The following is a 16,026-nucleotide window of genomic DNA, read 5'->3' as shown; positions in this document are numbered from 1 at the left end:
TGTAATGTTTATTTATCAATCAAAAAACACATCACAAACAACTGATTTTCAGTAATTTTTATTAAAAATTAAACTGTGCTTGTAATCGCAATAAATTTCCTCTTTGTCTATTGTTTGGCAACGCACTGTCTTCAAAAGTTCGATCGGCAATTACCCATTCGGCAACTAATTCAAAAGCCTTAAATGGCTGCCATTCGATACCCAATTCATAATCTCTTACCACATAACTTCTGGCGTCTTTTTCGAATTTTTTTCCACCATCATAATATTGAAATTTAGCAAAAGGATAAATCAACTGATGTTTTGGTAAATCTAATTTGTAATTAAGCGTAACATATCCACCTTCTAAATCAGATACATCAACAGTATTAGTAGTTTTATTATAACGAGGACCTTTACCAATATTATATTCGGCCTGGATTCCAAAAGGTCTTGGATACATGATAAAAGAAGCCGCCACTCGCTGGTCTAAAGTATTCTTTTTATTTTCAGTCGTTACACCTGTAGAAAGCTCACTAGTAAATGCCCATTTTCCAGTATAAGCCTGAATACCTGGCTCGATAATTTGATTCCCCACAACAAACGGATAACTAAAACGGGTTACAACATGCAGGTTTCTGTTAGCTTCTGATTTATTAGCTGTTTGCCCATTGTAAGCACCAAAAGCAAATACTCCGTAATCGCCTGAACCTTTATAACCATCTCTAATTAACATTGCAAAACGCTCTCTGACAACTGCCGGAGCCCAGTAGAAAAATGCTCCTAAATCACGCTCATTAGCCACAGCACTATTTAAACCGTCGTTACGATCCAGTGTTAATCTGTTTTGACTTGATTGCATATTTTCGAATCCATAAGGCACTTTACTTTGCCCTAAACGCAATCTAAATTCTCTTTTTTTATCGAATGATAAATCAAAATAAGCATCTCTAATTTGTGCAAAATTATTGATTCCAGAACTAGGCGAACTAGCAAAATCAGGCTGGATATAAAAATAAACATTCGGATGAATTTGTCCCGAGAAAACGATACGGGCACGTCTTATAAAAAGACCATTATTAGCTTTTGCATCTGGTTCTGTAGAAGTTGTTCCCCATGATTTATCACATTGTTCGCAAGCTACTTTATCATTTGTAGATAACAATCCATTATAACGTATTTGCACATAACCTCTTATTCCAATATTATCAAACCAATGTTCTTTTTTAGGCTTGCTTTTCTCTTCTTCAACTTTTGCTTTGTTAATGGAATCCAAAATACGAACCACTTCTTTCGCCACCACATCCTTCTTAATATCCTGAGCATTAGCAACAAACGAAACAACTAACAAACTCGCAAATAAAAATTTTTTCATTTTTTGTTTTATGATTTATTTTTTTTTGCAAAGGTGAAGTGGCTGTGTTAAGCTAATGTTAACACAATATTATGTTGATAATAAATTAATATTGAGGATACGTTTTGTTAGTATTTACAAGGCTTTAGAGACCCAAAATAGCTAGGTTAAAAAACCTTAGTTTAACATTAAATGATAAATAATCGTACAAAAGATTAAAAAAGAGTGATTTAATCTTTAATAATAACTTGTTTTTTATTCGCTTTTTCGATAGTAAATGAAAATTCAGAACCAATTCCGAATTCACTTTCTACATAAATTTTTTCTTTATGGGCTTCAATAATATGCTTTACAATGGCCAAACCTAATCCGGAACCACCTTCAGATCGAGAACCACTTTTATTCACACGGTAAAAACGTTCAAAAAGTCTTGGAATATTTTGTTTTTCAATTCCTTCACCATCGTCACTAATTCGAACCAATACTTTTTCTTTAGTCAAATTCACAACAGCTACTTCGGTAATTCCGTCTTTTTTACCATATTTAATAGAATTTACAATCAGGTTTTCGATTACTTGCTGAATTCTGTCTTTATCGGCTTTAACAAAATTAGGACGAATGTATTCGTTTTCGAATGCCAATTTTATATTTTTCTTGTCAGCTTTCATTTCTAACAAGTCAAAAACATTCCGAATCAATTCGACAATATCAAATTCAGTGATTTCTAAATCCAAATCTCCTGATTCTAATTTAGTAATCATATCTAAATCTTCTACGATATATATCAAACGCTCTACGCCTTTATCGGCACGTTTTAAATATTTTTTTCGAATGGTTTTATCATCCATTGCTCCATCAAGCAAAGTCGAAATATAACCCTGAACGGTAAAAAGAGGTGTTTTTAACTCATGCGAAATATTACCTAAAAATTCTCTTCGGTATTCTTCCCGCACCTGAAGCATTTCGATTTCCAGTTTTTTATCGGTAGCAAACTTCTTCACTTCTCGTGTCAAAGTTTCCATATCAGTTGTAATAGGCTGATTGATAAGCGTACTGGATTCTAGCAAAGAAACATCATCGTATATTTTTTTTACCCTTCGATAAATAAAACGTTCTACACGATATTGTAACACTAAAAATGAAAAAAGATAAATGGTAAACATGAAAGCAATACCAAAAAGAAATAAACTTTTAGTACTTGCATGAAAAACAAGCATTGCTAAAAAAACAACAAAAGCTGTAGAAAAAAGAGTAATGTAAAATGCCGATTTTATGGCAAACTTATATGTTTTTTTAAAGCTAATTTTCATTTATTCGTATTCGTTCTTAAAAAACAATAATCCTATCTTTTAAAGATATAAGTAAGATAAGTTTTTTTGTCTTTAGTTATTTACAAAAATATCATTTTAAAAATAAGTACATATAAGCATCATAACAAAAAGAAAATTTCATCATCTTAAATTATAATTCCTGTTGAAACAGAATATTAAACTATTAGACAATACTTACATCAACTTCTTTTATAAAAAAGAAAAGTCTAACTGTTACATCAGTTAAACTTATATGACTTATATGGTTTAAAAAACCCGAAATTATAACTATACTTCAAATTTATAACCAACACCTTTTATGGTTTTAAAAAGATCATCGCCTATTTTTTCACGCAATTTTCTAATATGAACATCAATAGTTCTTCCTCCTACAACCACTTCATTTCCCCAAACTTTATCTAAAATCTCATCTCTTTTAAATACTTTTCCAGGTTTAGAAGCTAAAAGGTAAAACAATTCAAATTCCTTTCTAGGCAAAGCAATCTCAACACTATCTTTGATAATCTTATATTCTTCACGATTAATTTCGATTCCTCCTACATTTAGAGTTTCGCTGTCTTGTTCGTTAGCTTCTTTTAATCTTCGCAACAAAGCTTTTACTTTACTTACTAATAACTTTGGCTTAATAGGTTTTGTGATATAATCATCAGCTCCGGCATCAAAACCAGCTACCTGAGAGTAATCTTCACTTCTTGCTGTTAGAAAAGTTATAATTACTTCGCTTAATTCCGGAATGTTTCTAATGTTTTCACAAGCTTCCATGCCATCCATTTCAGGCATCATTACATCCATAATAATTAAATCAGGTAATTCCTTTTTGGCTTTAGCAATTGCCTCTCTACCATTAGAAGCAGTAACAATTTGATAGCCTTCCTGAGAAAGGTTGTAACCAACAATTTCTAAAATATCCGGTTCATCATCAACCAGTAAAATCTTCGTGTTTTTCTTTTTCATAATCTGGCAAATTTTCTTTTGCGTTGTAAATGTAGCAATAAAAAAACAGCATAAAACTCCCGTTAACCGTAATTTAAAGAGATAACAATTTAGTAATATTCAAGAAACACAATCGTAACAACCCATTAACACCAACTTTACAGAGCTGGTATTTCTTTGCAAAAAATTTAATCAATTATGAAACTTAGATTATTCATTCTAACACTTTTTATTACTACACTAAGCTTTGCTCAAAGTAAAGGTACGATTTCAGGAGTAATAACAGACAAAGATTCTAATAATGAAACACTTCCCTTTGCAAATGTTTTTGTAAAAGGCACTAAAATTAACACTACTACTGATATTGATGGAAAATATACCATTAGTATCGAACCAGGAAGTTACATCCTTCAATACACATTTGTAGGATATGAGACTAAAGAAGTTCCAGTAAAAGTAACTAACGGAGCTAAACTTGTAATTAATCAAAGCTTATCATCCGGAGCTTTTACACTACAAGATGTTGTTATCAAAAACACAGTCAACAGACAAAAAGAAACAGCATTATTGTTAGAGCAGAAAAATGCCGTTGAAATCAAACAAAACATTGGAGCCCAGGAATTATCCCGAAAAGGAGTTGGCGATGTAGCTGCTGCTGTTGTAAAAACAGCTGGTGTTTCAAAACAAGAAGGCAATAACAACATTTATGTACGTGGATTAGGAGATCGTTACAACTCTACTTCTATGAATGGATTACCAATTCCTTCAAATGATCCTGAACGAAAAAACATTGCTTTGGATATTTTCTCAACAGATATCGTTGAATACATTTCTATAGACAAGGTTTACGGTTCAAGAATCTATGGTGACTTTGCCGGAGGTAATGTAGATATTGTTTCTAAAGACTACCGTGGAGATGGAATGTTTGAAATTTCAATAGGATCAAAAGCAAACACAAATGCCTTAGGAAAAAACAATTTTATGCTACAACAAGGACCTAATAAAACAGGTTTTGTTTCATACGGTGTTCCTAACAGTCCTTTATCGTCATTTACTTTTGAGAACAGCTTAAACCCGAAAAAAGAAACACCACTTGGTGGAAACTTTAGCTTAAAAGCAGGAAAAAATTTCAACATTGGTGAAGAAGGAAAATTAAGTCTTTTTGCTACTGCCAGTTTTAGTAATGGGTATGAATTTAGAGAAGGAATAACAAAAGCCGTAAGTTCTCAAGGTGCTGATCAAAAATCATACTCACAAGAGAAATACTCTTACAACACCAATACTACTGGTATGTTTAATGCCAACTATCGTTTAAATAAGAATCACAAAATTGGATACAATTTATTATATGTAAATTCTTCTGAGCAAGCCAGAGATATTTATGTAGGTAGCAATACTGATTATGATAATGCCAATGCTGATTTACAAGTTCAAAGAGGAACATTTACTCAAAATTCAGTTTTCATCAATCAATTATTAGGAAACCATAAATTAACAGATAAAATAGATTTCAACTGGGGAGCTTCTTACAATACTGTAGAAAGCAATATGCCTGACAGAACTCAAAATATGCTGTTCCATTACAGAGATAATAATTATTATAATATTGCCCAAAGAACAACTACTGACAACCAAAGATATTTTCAAAACCTAAAAGAAGATGAAATAGCCGCAAATATGGCTTTTACTTACAAACTGGGTAATCCAAAAGATGGAGATTCAAAAGGTAAAATTGTAGCTGGTTATAATGGTAAATTCAAAAAACGTGATTTCGAAGCGATACAGTTTAACTTCCAACTAACTGAAGCAGGTTTACAAGAAAGAGTTAATCCTAACAGTTTAGATGATTTTTTCAATCAACAAAATTATAGTAATGGTGTATTCTCAACAAGTTCTTTTGCCGGAATGACACCACAAACTTATAGTGGAGATCAGGACATCCACGCAGGATTTGCCAACCTTGAATATAAGCTAACAGATAAATTAAGCTCAGTTTTAGGATTCAGATACGAAAAAATTGCACAAACAGTAGAATGGAGAACACAATTTGATGCAGGAGGAGGAATTAATACTTTTGACAGAAATGAATTTTTGCCAAATCTAGTGTTAAAGTATGAATTGAATGAGAAACAAAATCTTCGTTTAGCAGCTAGTAAAACTTATACTTTACCACAATTTAAAGAACGTGCATTATTCGTTTATGAAGATGTTATGGAATCAAAAATAGGTAACCCTTACTTATATCCATCTCAAAACTACAACTTTGATTTAAAATGGGAAATGTTTCCAAAAAGCGACGAGTTATTCTCAGTTACTGCTTTCGGAAAATATATACTTGACCCAATCAATGAAATTATTATCGCTTCAGCTTCAAATGATATTTCTTGGGTAAACATTGGAGACACAGGTTATGCTTACGGAGTGGAATTAGAAGCAAGAAAAAATATTTTTGACTTTGATGAAGAGTTAACAAACAAGCTTTCTTTTGGGTTTAACGCTTCTTACATGAAAACAAACCAAGATATAGATGCTGAAAAAGTTCAAAAAGAAACAAGAAGTATGCTAAATATCAATTCAACAGATACTAATTCAGGATTTACTGGTGCTTCCGATTTGATTTTAAATGCAGATTTATCGTATGCTAAGAATTGGAAAAAGGATGCTGGAATTATAGCAACATTAACTTACAACCACTATTCTGATAAGCTTTATGCAATTGGAAATCTAGGAAAAGGAAACTTAGTTGATAAAGCCATGGGAACCTTAGATTTTGTTTTTAAAACCAGACTTAACAAAAGCCTTGGAATCGATTTTGGAGCAAGAAACTTATTGAATCCAGAATTTAAAAGAGTTCAGGAAAATGCTAACAACGATGTATTAGTAATGAACTACAAAAGAGGAATCACTTTCGGACTTGGTATAAACTACCAATTCTAAGAAACATTAAAGAAACATTGAGCTTGCGTTAACTTAATGTTTCTTTAAAATAGAGATAACAAACAGATGATAACAGCTTAACATTCATTCAGACTTAAGTTTTAATCTTTGCATAAACATAACTAATAAAAAAAGTAATGAAAAAATCACTTTCAACAATTTTAGGCTTAGCAACTTTATCGCTTGTAACACTTACAACATCTTGCTCAAACGATGACAACAAAAACGATGAACCAAAATCTGATTTCGTAGTAGTTAGAGACAATCTACAAGGAGAAATCAATACTGGAGAAGTTATCTTAGAATCTGGAACTTACAAACTTACAGGAAAACTAATTGTTAACAACACTGCTAAATTAACTATTAAACCAGGTGTTATCATCCAGGCTACAGCAGTAGCAGAAGATAAGATAGAAGAAGTACGCTACATTGCAATTGCTCAGGGAGGATCAATTGATGTTCAGGGAACTGCTACAAGTCCAGTAATTATGACATCTGAAGTTCAAAAACCAGGTGCTTGGGGAGGATTAGTAGTATGTGGTAAAGCAACTATCAACAAAGGTCTTACTGCTAGTGCAGAGGTTTCTGCTCTAACATACGGTGGAAAAGAAGACAACGATAACTCTGGATCTATCAAATATTTAAGAATTGAATACCCAGGTTTTGCTTACAGCTCTTCTAAAGAATTCAACGGGCTTTCTTTATTTGGAGTTGGTAGAGGAACAACTATTGATTATGTTCAGGTTTACGAAAGCTCTGATGACGGATTTGAGTGGTTTGGTGGAACTGTAGATGCTAAACACTTAGTTGTTTCAAACAAAGCAGCTATCGTAGGTGACGATTTATTTGACTGGACTGAAGGATGGATTGGTAATGGTGAAAACTGGTACGGAATCAGAACAAATGCTGGTAACAGAGGTATCGAAGCAGACAATAGCGGTGACAACCTTTCTATTACACCAATTTCTTTCCCAAATATCAAAAATCTTACATTAATTGGAGCTGGAGCAAATGATACAAGTTCAGAATCTCAAGCTTTAAAATTAAGATTTGGAACTAAAGGTAAATTTGACAACGTAGTTTTAAAAGACTGGAAAACTGGTTTTGATGTACAACATGACGAAAGTATTGCATTTGTTGGAACTGGCTTATTAGCAACTAACGTAAAATTCGAAAACGTAACGGTTAAATCAAAAGGAAGTGCTACTGCTGGAACAACTGTTGATGTAACTAAAGTTTTCACAGAGTCAACTACTGCAACTGGAGCAGGAAATGGTTCAGGAGTTCCTACATGGGCTAATGGATGGACAAAAGGTTTGTAATAAACAAAATCATACAATCATAATAAAATGCCTTCCTGATAACAGGAGGGCGTTTTTTTGGCATACTATTTGAAATATTTTGCTTATCTTTACATATCAAAGTCAAGCTAATGAAAAAAAACTACTTTTATAGTATCATTTTAATGGTTTTTTTCTGTTCCTTGAGCATTAGTGCTCAAGAAGCTAAAGCGCAGCAAAATAGCCAATATAGTCCCTCTGTTATTGAGGGTTTGAATTTATATCCTAATCCTGTATACAATGGTAAAGTGAATATCACTACTAAAAACGACAGCGAAAAGGAAATTATCATTTTTGACCTTTTAGGAAAAAAAGTACTTCAAACCCAACTCAATTCCAGAGAGCTCAATGTTTCTAACCTAATACCAGGTGTATATATTATCAAAATAAACGAGCAAAATGCTACTGCAACCCGAAAATTAATCGTGAGATAATACAAACCCTTAAATAACAAGAAAGCTTCAATTTGAATTTTGAAGCTTTTTTTATGCCAAAGAAAAAAATTTTAATTTATACCTTTACCAAAAAAATTCTTGATTACAGCTACTGATATATTTACCATTTCGAATCAAAAGCAATTTGAAAAAATCGCTTTAAAAGTATTTCGTTTTCAATATGAAAATAATCCAGTATATCGTGAATTTTGCGACTTTTTAAAAACAGATGTGCAACGTATAAAAACGATACAGCAAATCCCATTTTTACCCATTCAGTTTTTTAAAAGTCATGATGTTGTTTCTAATACTGATCCTGTTCAAACTATTTTTAGCAGCAGCGGTACAACAGGAATGATTACAAGTAAACATCTTGTCACAGATGTTACACTTTATGAAGAAAGTTATCGAAAAGGATTCTCTGAATTTTACGGCAATATCGAAAACTATGCTGTTTTAGCCTTACTTCCATCCTATCTGGAAAGAGAAGGATCTTCATTAATTTACATGGTCGAAGACTTAATTAAGCTCTCTAATCATCCTGAAAGCGGTTTTTATCTTCATAACCACGACGATTTGATTAAAAAAATAATCGAATTAGAAAACTCCGAACAAAATATCATTTTAATTGGCGTTACCTATGCCCTACTTGATTTAATTGAGAAAGAAAAATTCCAGCTTCAAAATACCATCATTATGGAAACCGGTGGTATGAAAGGCAAACGCAAAGAAATGATTCGCGAAGAATTACACGAACAATTACAAAATGGTTTTGGCGTTTCGGCAATTCATTCTGAATACGGCATGACCGAACTACTTTCACAAGCCTATTCATTAGGAAATGGCGTATTTGAATGCCCTTCCTGGATGCAAATTCTTATCCGCGATACCGAAGATGCTTTGACGTATGTTTCTCAAGGAAAAACAGGCGGAATTAACGTTATTGATTTAGCTAATATTAATTCCTGTTCTTTTATTGCCACACAGGATTTGGGCAAAAAAAATCCCAATAACTCTTTCGAAGTACTGGGACGTTTTGATAACTCAGATATCCGAGGTTGTAACTTAATGGTAATTTAAAGAACTATCTTTACACGTGAATTCTCAAATTACTTTAATTAGGTCCGAGCTTTACAAAACTGGAGCCCAATCTTTAAGTATAGTTTTTATGGTATACTGATTTTTTAACTGATCTGTAGTTAATAGATGCGACCATTTCGCACGCGAGGCATTATTTGCTCCTGTACCAGTCGATAAATATTCGGCATAAAAAGTAGTAGTTTCTGCTTCTGATTTACCCCAATTATGCCAACCTTCAGGCTTAATATGTGCTGCCATTTCGCATTGAATGAATACCGTTTTAGCATAATTTCTCCAAGGTCGTCCCAGATAATAACTGCCATTCCCTGAGTTTGTAGTTAATCTACAATTCAAAAACACCAATCCATACAGATTTTTCTCGTCTGTACTTGCCGCAGTAAGATAACCTCCATCAGCTTTTGCAAAAATTTCACATTGGTCAAAAACTGCTGTTGAAGCACCAAAAATAAAATCAACTGTGCCTTCGATATAGCAATTTTTATAATACTGTCTGCTTGTTGTACTACGCGGATAAAGTGTATCCTGAAATCCAAGAAATTTACAATTATCAAAGATTATTCTGTCTCCGTCAACCCTTACTGCTACGGCTTGCCCTACAGGTCCTGATGAATTTTCGAAAGTAATATTCTGTGCCTTAAAATCATCTGCTGTTACAATAAAACTAGCAGAACCAGAAGTTCCAATATTCTCTCCTGAACTGTTTTTTTTCGAAGCATAATCATCATAAGTAATTATGACTTTTTCCTTGCTTTCGCCTATTAAAGTAATCTTGTTTTTATTTAAAGGGATTTCTAATTTTTCTTTGTAAGTTCCGTTCTTGACAAAAATTTTAGTTTCAGTTGTTTTCGAAAAAGCGACAGCATTTAAAGCTTCCTGAACGCTTAGATAATCTCCTGTTCCTTTTGCGTCTACAACAATATCATAGGTTTTTTTTCTTTTTTTTTCGTTTTGTATATTTTTTGAAACAGAACCAAATGAACAACTTAAGGATAAAACAGAAGCCATTAAAAAATTTAAAATCATCACTTTATTTATTTATCATTAATATTTTTTCCCACGAAAACCTCTAAATTATTAAGTATGTGGAAGCTAAAAATAGAACTTATTTTATTAACAGAAAGCCTTTATTACACATTGACTATAAAAGAATCTCATTTTTACCATACAATACCAGAATGCCAAAAATAGATTTTCTCTTTGAATGGAAAGGTGATAAAACACAAATTTTAGGGGGACACATTACCCGAAACCCGCTATTTTCAACAAAAAAAGGCTAGTTTATCATTAAAACTCACTAACAAAATATACGAGCAATTATTAACCAAGAGAAGTATTCAAAATAAAGAAATGTAAACAGTTAGTACAGACCAGAAAAAACAAAAAACCCGAAAACATATTGTTTTCGGGTTTTTAAATCTTTATTTAAAATACGCAGAGAGAAAGGGATTCGAATCAACTCTCTCGTTGCTTGGATTTATTGACTTCAATAATTGAATATAATGAAAGTACTCCGATTTGTACCCCTATCAATTTAGTTAGTTTTATACTATTTTGATAATGCTAATTTACAAAAAACGCCTGAGAACACCAAGACTAAAACTTGATAAGTACACCAAATATTAGACTAGTTAAATAATCACACAATATTCCTAGCCAACTATATGCGGTTCTACATGTTCATATTTCAGACCTGTATAATCACAAAACTCAACAACACTTACAAGGCTAGTTTTATCTTTATTACAGTCTTGTTTTAACTTTTGTAGCATTCTAATACTTTGGCGATAACTCTTTCCTGTTATGCGTTGTATATCCTTTGGGTAGATACATAATCTTTTACATTCTGTCTTCATACTTTATCTATGGCTTTGATTGAGCTTTACTTTAGCGAACCTATTTGTCCGAAGTTGTAATGATTAAATTTAAACAAATAAATTTTTTCGTACAATAGCAGTTATTTGGATTCATTGATGCCATTTATGTCATAAAATGCCATATGGACCTTACTCGCTTTTATTTTCTGTTTTATTGACTAAAATTTGCCTGAAATTGATCATAAAATGTTGCAACAAAATGATGATTGAGAAAGTATAAAATTATTTCCAAATTTAAATTTTATGACAAGGCAAAAAGGTATAATTAAATTGAAAGGTACTATCGGAGATATTACTTTTTACAAAACGCAGGATGGGCATTTGGCGAGAGAAAAAGGCGGTATTGACGCTAACAGAATCGCCAATGATCCTGCTTTTCAAAGAACTCGTGAAAATGGTTCCGAGTTTGGCAGAGCTGGTAAAGCAGGAAAGATGCTAAGAACTGCTCTTCGTGTATTATTATTAAACTCTTCAGATAGCCGTATGGTAAGTCGTTTGACGCAATCTATGGTTAAGGTGATTCAGGCTGATGCAGTAAATGAACGTGGATTGCGAAACGTAATTGACGGTGAGGCAGAATTGTTAGCAGGATTCGAATTTAATATTCGTGGAAAGCTAGGCACTAGTTTGTTTGCTCCTTACACCGGAAGCATCAATAGGGTTACGGGTGAAATTACCGTGGATATTCCATCCTTTATTCCATCGAATATGATTGCAGCTCCTGGCGGAACTACTCACTTCAAAATTATTTCAGCTGGTGTTGAAGTTGATTTTGAGAATGAAACTTTTGTAGAGCAACATGCAGAAACGGCAATTTTAGCCTGGGATGCTACGGCAACAGCTGTTATCAACCAAGTGAATTCTGTTACTCCTAACAGCACTAAACCTTTATTTCTAGCTTTAGGACTTGAATTTTATCAGCAAGTGAATGGTAGTATGTATTCTTTGAAAAATGGAGCATACAACCCATTAGCACTGATTCAAGTTAATGGAGGAGTTTAAGCAAGGGTTAGAATATGGTTTTATTTTTAACTAGAACTTATTTCCCTGATGGAACCAATGGCAAACTCTTATGTGAAGGTAAATTCATTTGTTACACTATCGAATTACCTTGGAAAAATAACGAAAAGCGGGTTTCCTGTATTCCAGAAGGGAAATATTTTATAAGAAAACGGTATAGTCAAAAATTCAAATGGCATTTGGAAGTAGTTGATGTAAAAAACAGAAGTTTGATTTTGTTTCATCCAGCGAATAATGCGTTAAAAGAACTACATGGTTGTATTGCGCCGGTAACCAAACTCTCTGGTCCCGGACTAGGGTTAATGTCAAGAGTGGCATTTAAAAAACTAAAGAAAATAGTTTATCAAGCCTTAGATACCGATGAAAGTGTTGCGTTAATTGTTGAATCTTAATCCTTTTATTCAAATAAGAAAACAAAGAATAAAAAAGAAATATTATGAATGTAGTAGCGAGAGCAAAAGCACCAACTCCGAAGTTTTTCAGAGTTTTAAGAAGTGTTGGATTAGCCTTACTGGCTATAAGTGGAACGATTGTGGCAGCGCCTGTGGCTTTACCTGCCATTGTAGTTAATGCAGCAGGATATTTGGTTGTAGCAGGTGGTGTTATCTCTGCAATTAGTCAAATTACTGTTGATGATACAGCAACAACTGCATTACATGTTAATGACGAAAATTTAGCACGTAATGGAATCGAATAATTATCTTCCGATTGGAACTGTTTCAGGAACATTTTTAAGTATTGTTCCTAATATTCTTTCCGAAGATATTTTAAAAACAGTTTTCTTAGCTGTAATAGGCGCGACTGTAAGTTTTATAGTCTCGCTAATTTTAAAAAATATACTGAAGTGAATTCAGTAAAATGTTTTGGTTTTGATTGGCAACCTTTTCCATAACAATGTAAAAGCCTGATTATAAGAGATCAGGCTTTTTGTTTATCCTAGGTTTAAAATCTAACGAATTGATTCAGCAAATTAAAACAATTGCACAAAATCATAGTGAAATTCTTTACTGAAGTCTAGTTACTACATCGGAATATTTTATTTTAACAAATATATTTTTAATACTTTTAATTTATTTCTGATAAATAGTATTATATTTACTGAAACTTATTACTTTTGCACCCCTGTAAATTAACAGTAATGAACAAATCAGAAAAAATAAAAGCGTTTGAATATCTGGTATTTAAACTTATTATTTGGAATAAGGAATTAAATAACGGAAATGAGAACAACGACATTAGTGTCCTAAAAGCACTAAAATTACTTTTCTTTGTTTCTGCTGTTGGTACAACTAAAAATTCAGAAGACACTTTATTAGATAATGCTTTTAATAATTTTGTGGCCATGCCTTATGGTCATGTTGAAAGTGATATTTATTTTGCTATTAAAAAGAATCATTTACAATTTATTAGCATAGATAATTCAAAAACATCTGTGAATAGTACTTTTAAAGAATCTGATTTAGATTTTGATTTAAAACACAAAATTGATAAATCTGTCGATACATTAAAAGAGATTAACAAAAACCTTATAAAAATGAATGCTTTTGATTTAGTGGAATTAAGTCATTCTTGGTATTCATGGAGGTATTTTTTTGCTAAAGCACAAAAAAACAACACCCTTAGTGAAGCCATTCCTACGGAAATAATTAAAGCCGAAGAAAAGAATTTTTTCCTTAACAATTAAACTTTCCATTGATGGAGAAATACATTGTTAAAACAAAATCTTTTATTGAACTTTTTAAAGAAAAGTCAAATACAATCAACAGTGTTTTTAATGAAATTTATGGAAATTCAAGTGATTCTGATTTAGGCAACTCTTGGATGTCTGACTTTGCTGTTGAATCAACTGAAAGTGAAGAATCACAAAAAGAAGATGAAGTTCAAGAGATAGATAATGAGAATGAATTATTAACCACTACTAGGGAAGAATTAGTACTTCAAAAGGACATATATTTTCAAGAAGCTAGCGCTGCACTAACTAAGGTTTACGAAATTTTAAACTATTCTTTACTAGCAGGAGAGTATATTTATAATCAGGATTTAAAAAAAGAAATTGATGAAATTGAATCTTTTTTAAACAACGTACCCTTTTTACATCCTGAATTACAAGGAAAATTTTTAGAATTTATTTCAGCATTTAAAATAGGTTGTGCTGTTTATAAAACTTTTATAAAGAACATTGAAAATGAATATTCGAACGAAAGAGTTGAATATGTTTTTTCGTTCAACGAGCAGGTACGACAGGAATATAAAAAGGCGAATCTAACCGAATCTTCAGAAAGTTTAGTGAATTATTTTTCTACCAATCTTGATTTATCTATTTACGACCATTTCTTTTCAAGTGAAAACGGCCATTTTGAAGCTCTTTATAAAATTCAAAAATATATTGAAGATTTAAATCTCTTCGAATTTGACAACATCACTAAAGTTGTAAAATTTAAATGTGATTTTTTAAAATATAAGTGGATTGCAAGAAAACAACAAGACAAGCTGAATATTCATATTAACATTGATGGCGACGCCAATGATATTGAGGATTATAGCCCTACTAATAAAACGATTCAAGATTGGGTTGAGTTAATTAATTCTCATTACGAACTTTATCAGCAAAATTGGAAACAAAAAATTAAACAAAGCGTAAAAAACTTTAAAAATACTGATTTAGACAAACTCAACTTCCTTCAAATTCATCAGCTAATAAAGTTTAATAAAGATGTTGAAAAAGATTATGTAAAGCTAACAGAGATTAATAAATTCTTGTTAAGCCAAAATACTCCCGATGCAAATTTCTACGATAAATACGCTCTGAGTATTATTAAAAATTATGCTGTAAACAATACTTTTTCTTCATTCTTAGAAAAGAATGAAAATATTTATCAAATAAAGGATCAATATAAAAAAGCCAAAGGAAAAGTTCAAGGAACGGTAAATAATTTCTTTTTGGATAAAAAGTATCTTGGCGCTTTACTTGAAATTTTAAAAAAGAAAAGTCCTGAAGTCGACAATATTAAGTTTTTGGATGAATACGGAGAATTAATATCTTCTGAATGTCAAAATAAACTGGACGAGTATTATGCCAATAAAGAATGGTCAAAGAGTAATAACAATTATATTTTTTTACTGCCTTTTGTAGAAAGTAAAGTTGAAATACCTGAATTGGATATAGATGAATTACCATTCATTTTTATACCTTCTTCTTTTATATTACCGACAGTGAATTACCAAATTGAAACGGATTACTCTGAGATTAGGCAAAAATTCAAAAGTCTTTTTTTTCAAATTGATACTACAAGAAAAATACGTAAGGATTTAGAAGAAATTAAAGAGTTAAAAAATGAAATTCAAAAACAAGATTATAAATCAATTGAAATAATTTCAATTTTTACAGCTATCATTACATTTGTATTATCCTCGATACCAGCCTATAAGTTTATAGAAAATGTTACAGAATCTATTTTATTTATGATTGGTCTTGCTTGTTCACTAAGTATCTTTGTAATGTTGATATTTTTTACTACAAGAGGTTTTGTAAAAAATTCAAAGGCTTATATTTTTTACATTTTTGTTTTAGCAATATTGGCCGGAATTGTATACTATAAATTACTTAGAGAAGAATCAAATGAAGTGATGATTAAAAAAGAACTTGATAAAAGTATTGATTCAATAGCAACAAAAAAGATTGATTCTATCATATTTAAGAAAAACATAGAAAAAAGCCAGTAA

13 protein-coding genes are annotated in these 16,026 nt (G+C 31.7%); 9 read left to right on the top strand and 4 right to left on the bottom strand.

Going from position 1 to position 16,026, the window contains the following annotated elements:
- Positions 1-61: 61 nt before the first annotated feature.
- The 3 genes from FEM21_RS01095 to FEM21_RS01085 all read right to left on the bottom strand — a co-directional run bounded on the left by FEM21_RS01095 (position 62) and on the right by FEM21_RS01085 (position 3,618).
- Entirely contained in the window at positions 62-1,354 is a 1,293-nt protein-coding gene (locus FEM21_RS01095) for a porin (protein WP_035656811.1), read from the bottom strand.
- 209 nt (positions 1,355-1,563) lie between these two features.
- The gene (locus FEM21_RS01090) at positions 1,564-2,643 is read right to left on the bottom strand and encodes a sensor histidine kinase (protein WP_035656810.1); all 1,080 of its coding nucleotides are present in this window, start codon (positions 2,641-2,643) and stop codon (positions 1,564-1,566) included.
- 288 nt (positions 2,644-2,931) lie between these two features.
- The gene (locus FEM21_RS01085; protein ID WP_035656809.1) at positions 2,932-3,618 is read right to left on the bottom strand and encodes a response regulator transcription factor; all 687 of its coding nucleotides are present in this window, start codon (positions 3,616-3,618) and stop codon (positions 2,932-2,934) included.
- Between the two features lie 177 nt (positions 3,619-3,795).
- On the opposite strand from FEM21_RS01085, the gene FEM21_RS01080 reads away from it, so the two are divergent.
- The 4 genes from FEM21_RS01080 to FEM21_RS01065 all read left to right on the top strand — a co-directional run bounded on the left by FEM21_RS01080 (position 3,796) and on the right by FEM21_RS01065 (position 9,388).
- Positions 3,796-6,534, top strand: a complete 2,739-nt coding sequence (locus tag FEM21_RS01080) for a TonB-dependent receptor (RefSeq protein ID WP_035656808.1) — start codon at positions 3,796-3,798, stop codon at positions 6,532-6,534.
- A 137-nt stretch (positions 6,535-6,671) separates the two neighbouring features.
- Complete coding sequence (locus FEM21_RS01075) at positions 6,672-7,856, top strand: hypothetical protein (RefSeq protein ID WP_035656805.1); 1,185 nt, start codon at positions 6,672-6,674, stop codon at positions 7,854-7,856.
- Between the two features lie 110 nt (positions 7,857-7,966).
- A complete protein-coding gene (locus FEM21_RS01070) occupies positions 7,967-8,308 on the top strand; it encodes a T9SS type A sorting domain-containing protein (protein ID WP_035656804.1) in 342 nt (113 codons plus the stop codon).
- A gap of 99 nt (positions 8,309-8,407) precedes the next feature.
- Positions 8,408-9,388 (top strand): LuxE/PaaK family acyltransferase, encoded by a 981-nt coding sequence (locus FEM21_RS01065; protein WP_035656803.1) that lies wholly within the window; start codon positions 8,408-8,410, stop codon positions 9,386-9,388.
- A 51-nt stretch (positions 9,389-9,439) separates the two neighbouring features.
- Here FEM21_RS01065 and FEM21_RS01060 read toward each other — a convergent pair whose 3' ends face one another.
- A complete protein-coding gene (locus FEM21_RS01060) occupies positions 9,440-10,432 on the bottom strand; it encodes a pectinesterase family protein (RefSeq protein ID WP_201448262.1) in 993 nt (330 codons plus the stop codon).
- Positions 10,433-11,526: 1,094 nt separating this feature from the next.
- Between FEM21_RS01060 and FEM21_RS01045 the strand changes: the two genes are divergently transcribed.
- The 5 genes from FEM21_RS01045 to FEM21_RS01025 all read left to right on the top strand — a co-directional run bounded on the left by FEM21_RS01045 (position 11,527) and on the right by FEM21_RS01025 (position 16,026).
- Positions 11,527-12,285 carry a hypothetical protein gene (locus FEM21_RS01045; RefSeq protein WP_035656798.1) on the top strand — a complete coding sequence of 253 codons (759 nt, stop codon included), beginning with the start codon at positions 11,527-11,529 and terminating at the stop codon, positions 12,283-12,285.
- A 14-nt stretch (positions 12,286-12,299) separates the two neighbouring features.
- Complete coding sequence (locus FEM21_RS01040; RefSeq protein WP_035656796.1) at positions 12,300-12,695, top strand: DUF5675 family protein; 396 nt, start codon at positions 12,300-12,302, stop codon at positions 12,693-12,695.
- A gap of 44 nt (positions 12,696-12,739) precedes the next feature.
- The gene (locus tag FEM21_RS01035) at positions 12,740-13,000 is read left to right on the top strand and encodes a hypothetical protein (RefSeq protein ID WP_035656795.1); all 261 of its coding nucleotides are present in this window, start codon (positions 12,740-12,742) and stop codon (positions 12,998-13,000) included.
- A gap of 441 nt (positions 13,001-13,441) precedes the next feature.
- Positions 13,442-13,987: a type II toxin-antitoxin system antitoxin SocA domain-containing protein gene (locus FEM21_RS01030; RefSeq protein WP_051627437.1), complete on the top strand. Its 546-nt coding sequence runs from the start codon at positions 13,442-13,444 to the stop codon at positions 13,985-13,987.
- Positions 13,988-13,998: 11 nt separating this feature from the next.
- Positions 13,999-16,026, top strand: a complete 2,028-nt coding sequence (locus FEM21_RS01025) for an RND transporter family protein (protein ID WP_035656793.1) — start codon at positions 13,999-14,001, stop codon at positions 16,024-16,026.

Origin of the sequence: Flavobacterium seoulense, from assembly GCF_000695795.1 — a bacterium.
Taxonomy (GTDB): domain Bacteria; phylum Bacteroidota; class Bacteroidia; order Flavobacteriales; family Flavobacteriaceae; genus Flavobacterium; species Flavobacterium seoulense.
The sequence above is the reverse complement of the archived record's forward strand: the minus strand, read 5'-3'. Positions and strand labels throughout refer to the sequence as shown.

Bases quoted from the DNA above. Each gene is read 5' to 3' on its own strand.
- FEM21_RS01045 (WP_035656798.1), top strand. From the start codon at position 11,527: ATGACAAGGCAAAAAGGTATAATTAAATTGAAAGGTACTATCGGAGAT.
- FEM21_RS01075 (WP_035656805.1), top strand. From the start codon at position 6,672: ATGAAAAAATCACTTTCAACAATTTTAGGCTTAGCAACTTTATCGCTT.
- FEM21_RS01095 (WP_035656811.1), bottom strand. From the start codon at position 1,354: ATGAAAAAATTTTTATTTGCGAGTTTGTTAGTTGTTTCGTTTGTTGCT.
- FEM21_RS01040 (WP_035656796.1), top strand. From the start codon at position 12,300: ATGGTTTTATTTTTAACTAGAACTTATTTCCCTGATGGAACCAATGGC.
- FEM21_RS01085 (WP_035656809.1), bottom strand. From the start codon at position 3,618: ATGAAAAAGAAAAACACGAAGATTTTACTGGTTGATGATGAACCGGAT.
- FEM21_RS01030 (WP_051627437.1), top strand. From the start codon at position 13,442: ATGAACAAATCAGAAAAAATAAAAGCGTTTGAATATCTGGTATTTAAA.
- FEM21_RS01035 (WP_035656795.1), top strand. From the start codon at position 12,740: ATGAATGTAGTAGCGAGAGCAAAAGCACCAACTCCGAAGTTTTTCAGA.
- FEM21_RS01070 (WP_035656804.1), top strand. From the start codon at position 7,967: ATGAAAAAAAACTACTTTTATAGTATCATTTTAATGGTTTTTTTCTGT.
- FEM21_RS01080 (WP_035656808.1), top strand. From the start codon at position 3,796: ATGAAACTTAGATTATTCATTCTAACACTTTTTATTACTACACTAAGC.
- FEM21_RS01025 (WP_035656793.1), top strand. From the start codon at position 13,999: ATGGAGAAATACATTGTTAAAACAAAATCTTTTATTGAACTTTTTAAA.
- FEM21_RS01090 (WP_035656810.1), bottom strand. From the start codon at position 2,643: ATGAAAATTAGCTTTAAAAAAACATATAAGTTTGCCATAAAATCGGCA.
- FEM21_RS01060 (WP_201448262.1), bottom strand. From the start codon at position 10,432: ATGATTTTAAATTTTTTAATGGCTTCTGTTTTATCCTTAAGTTGTTCA.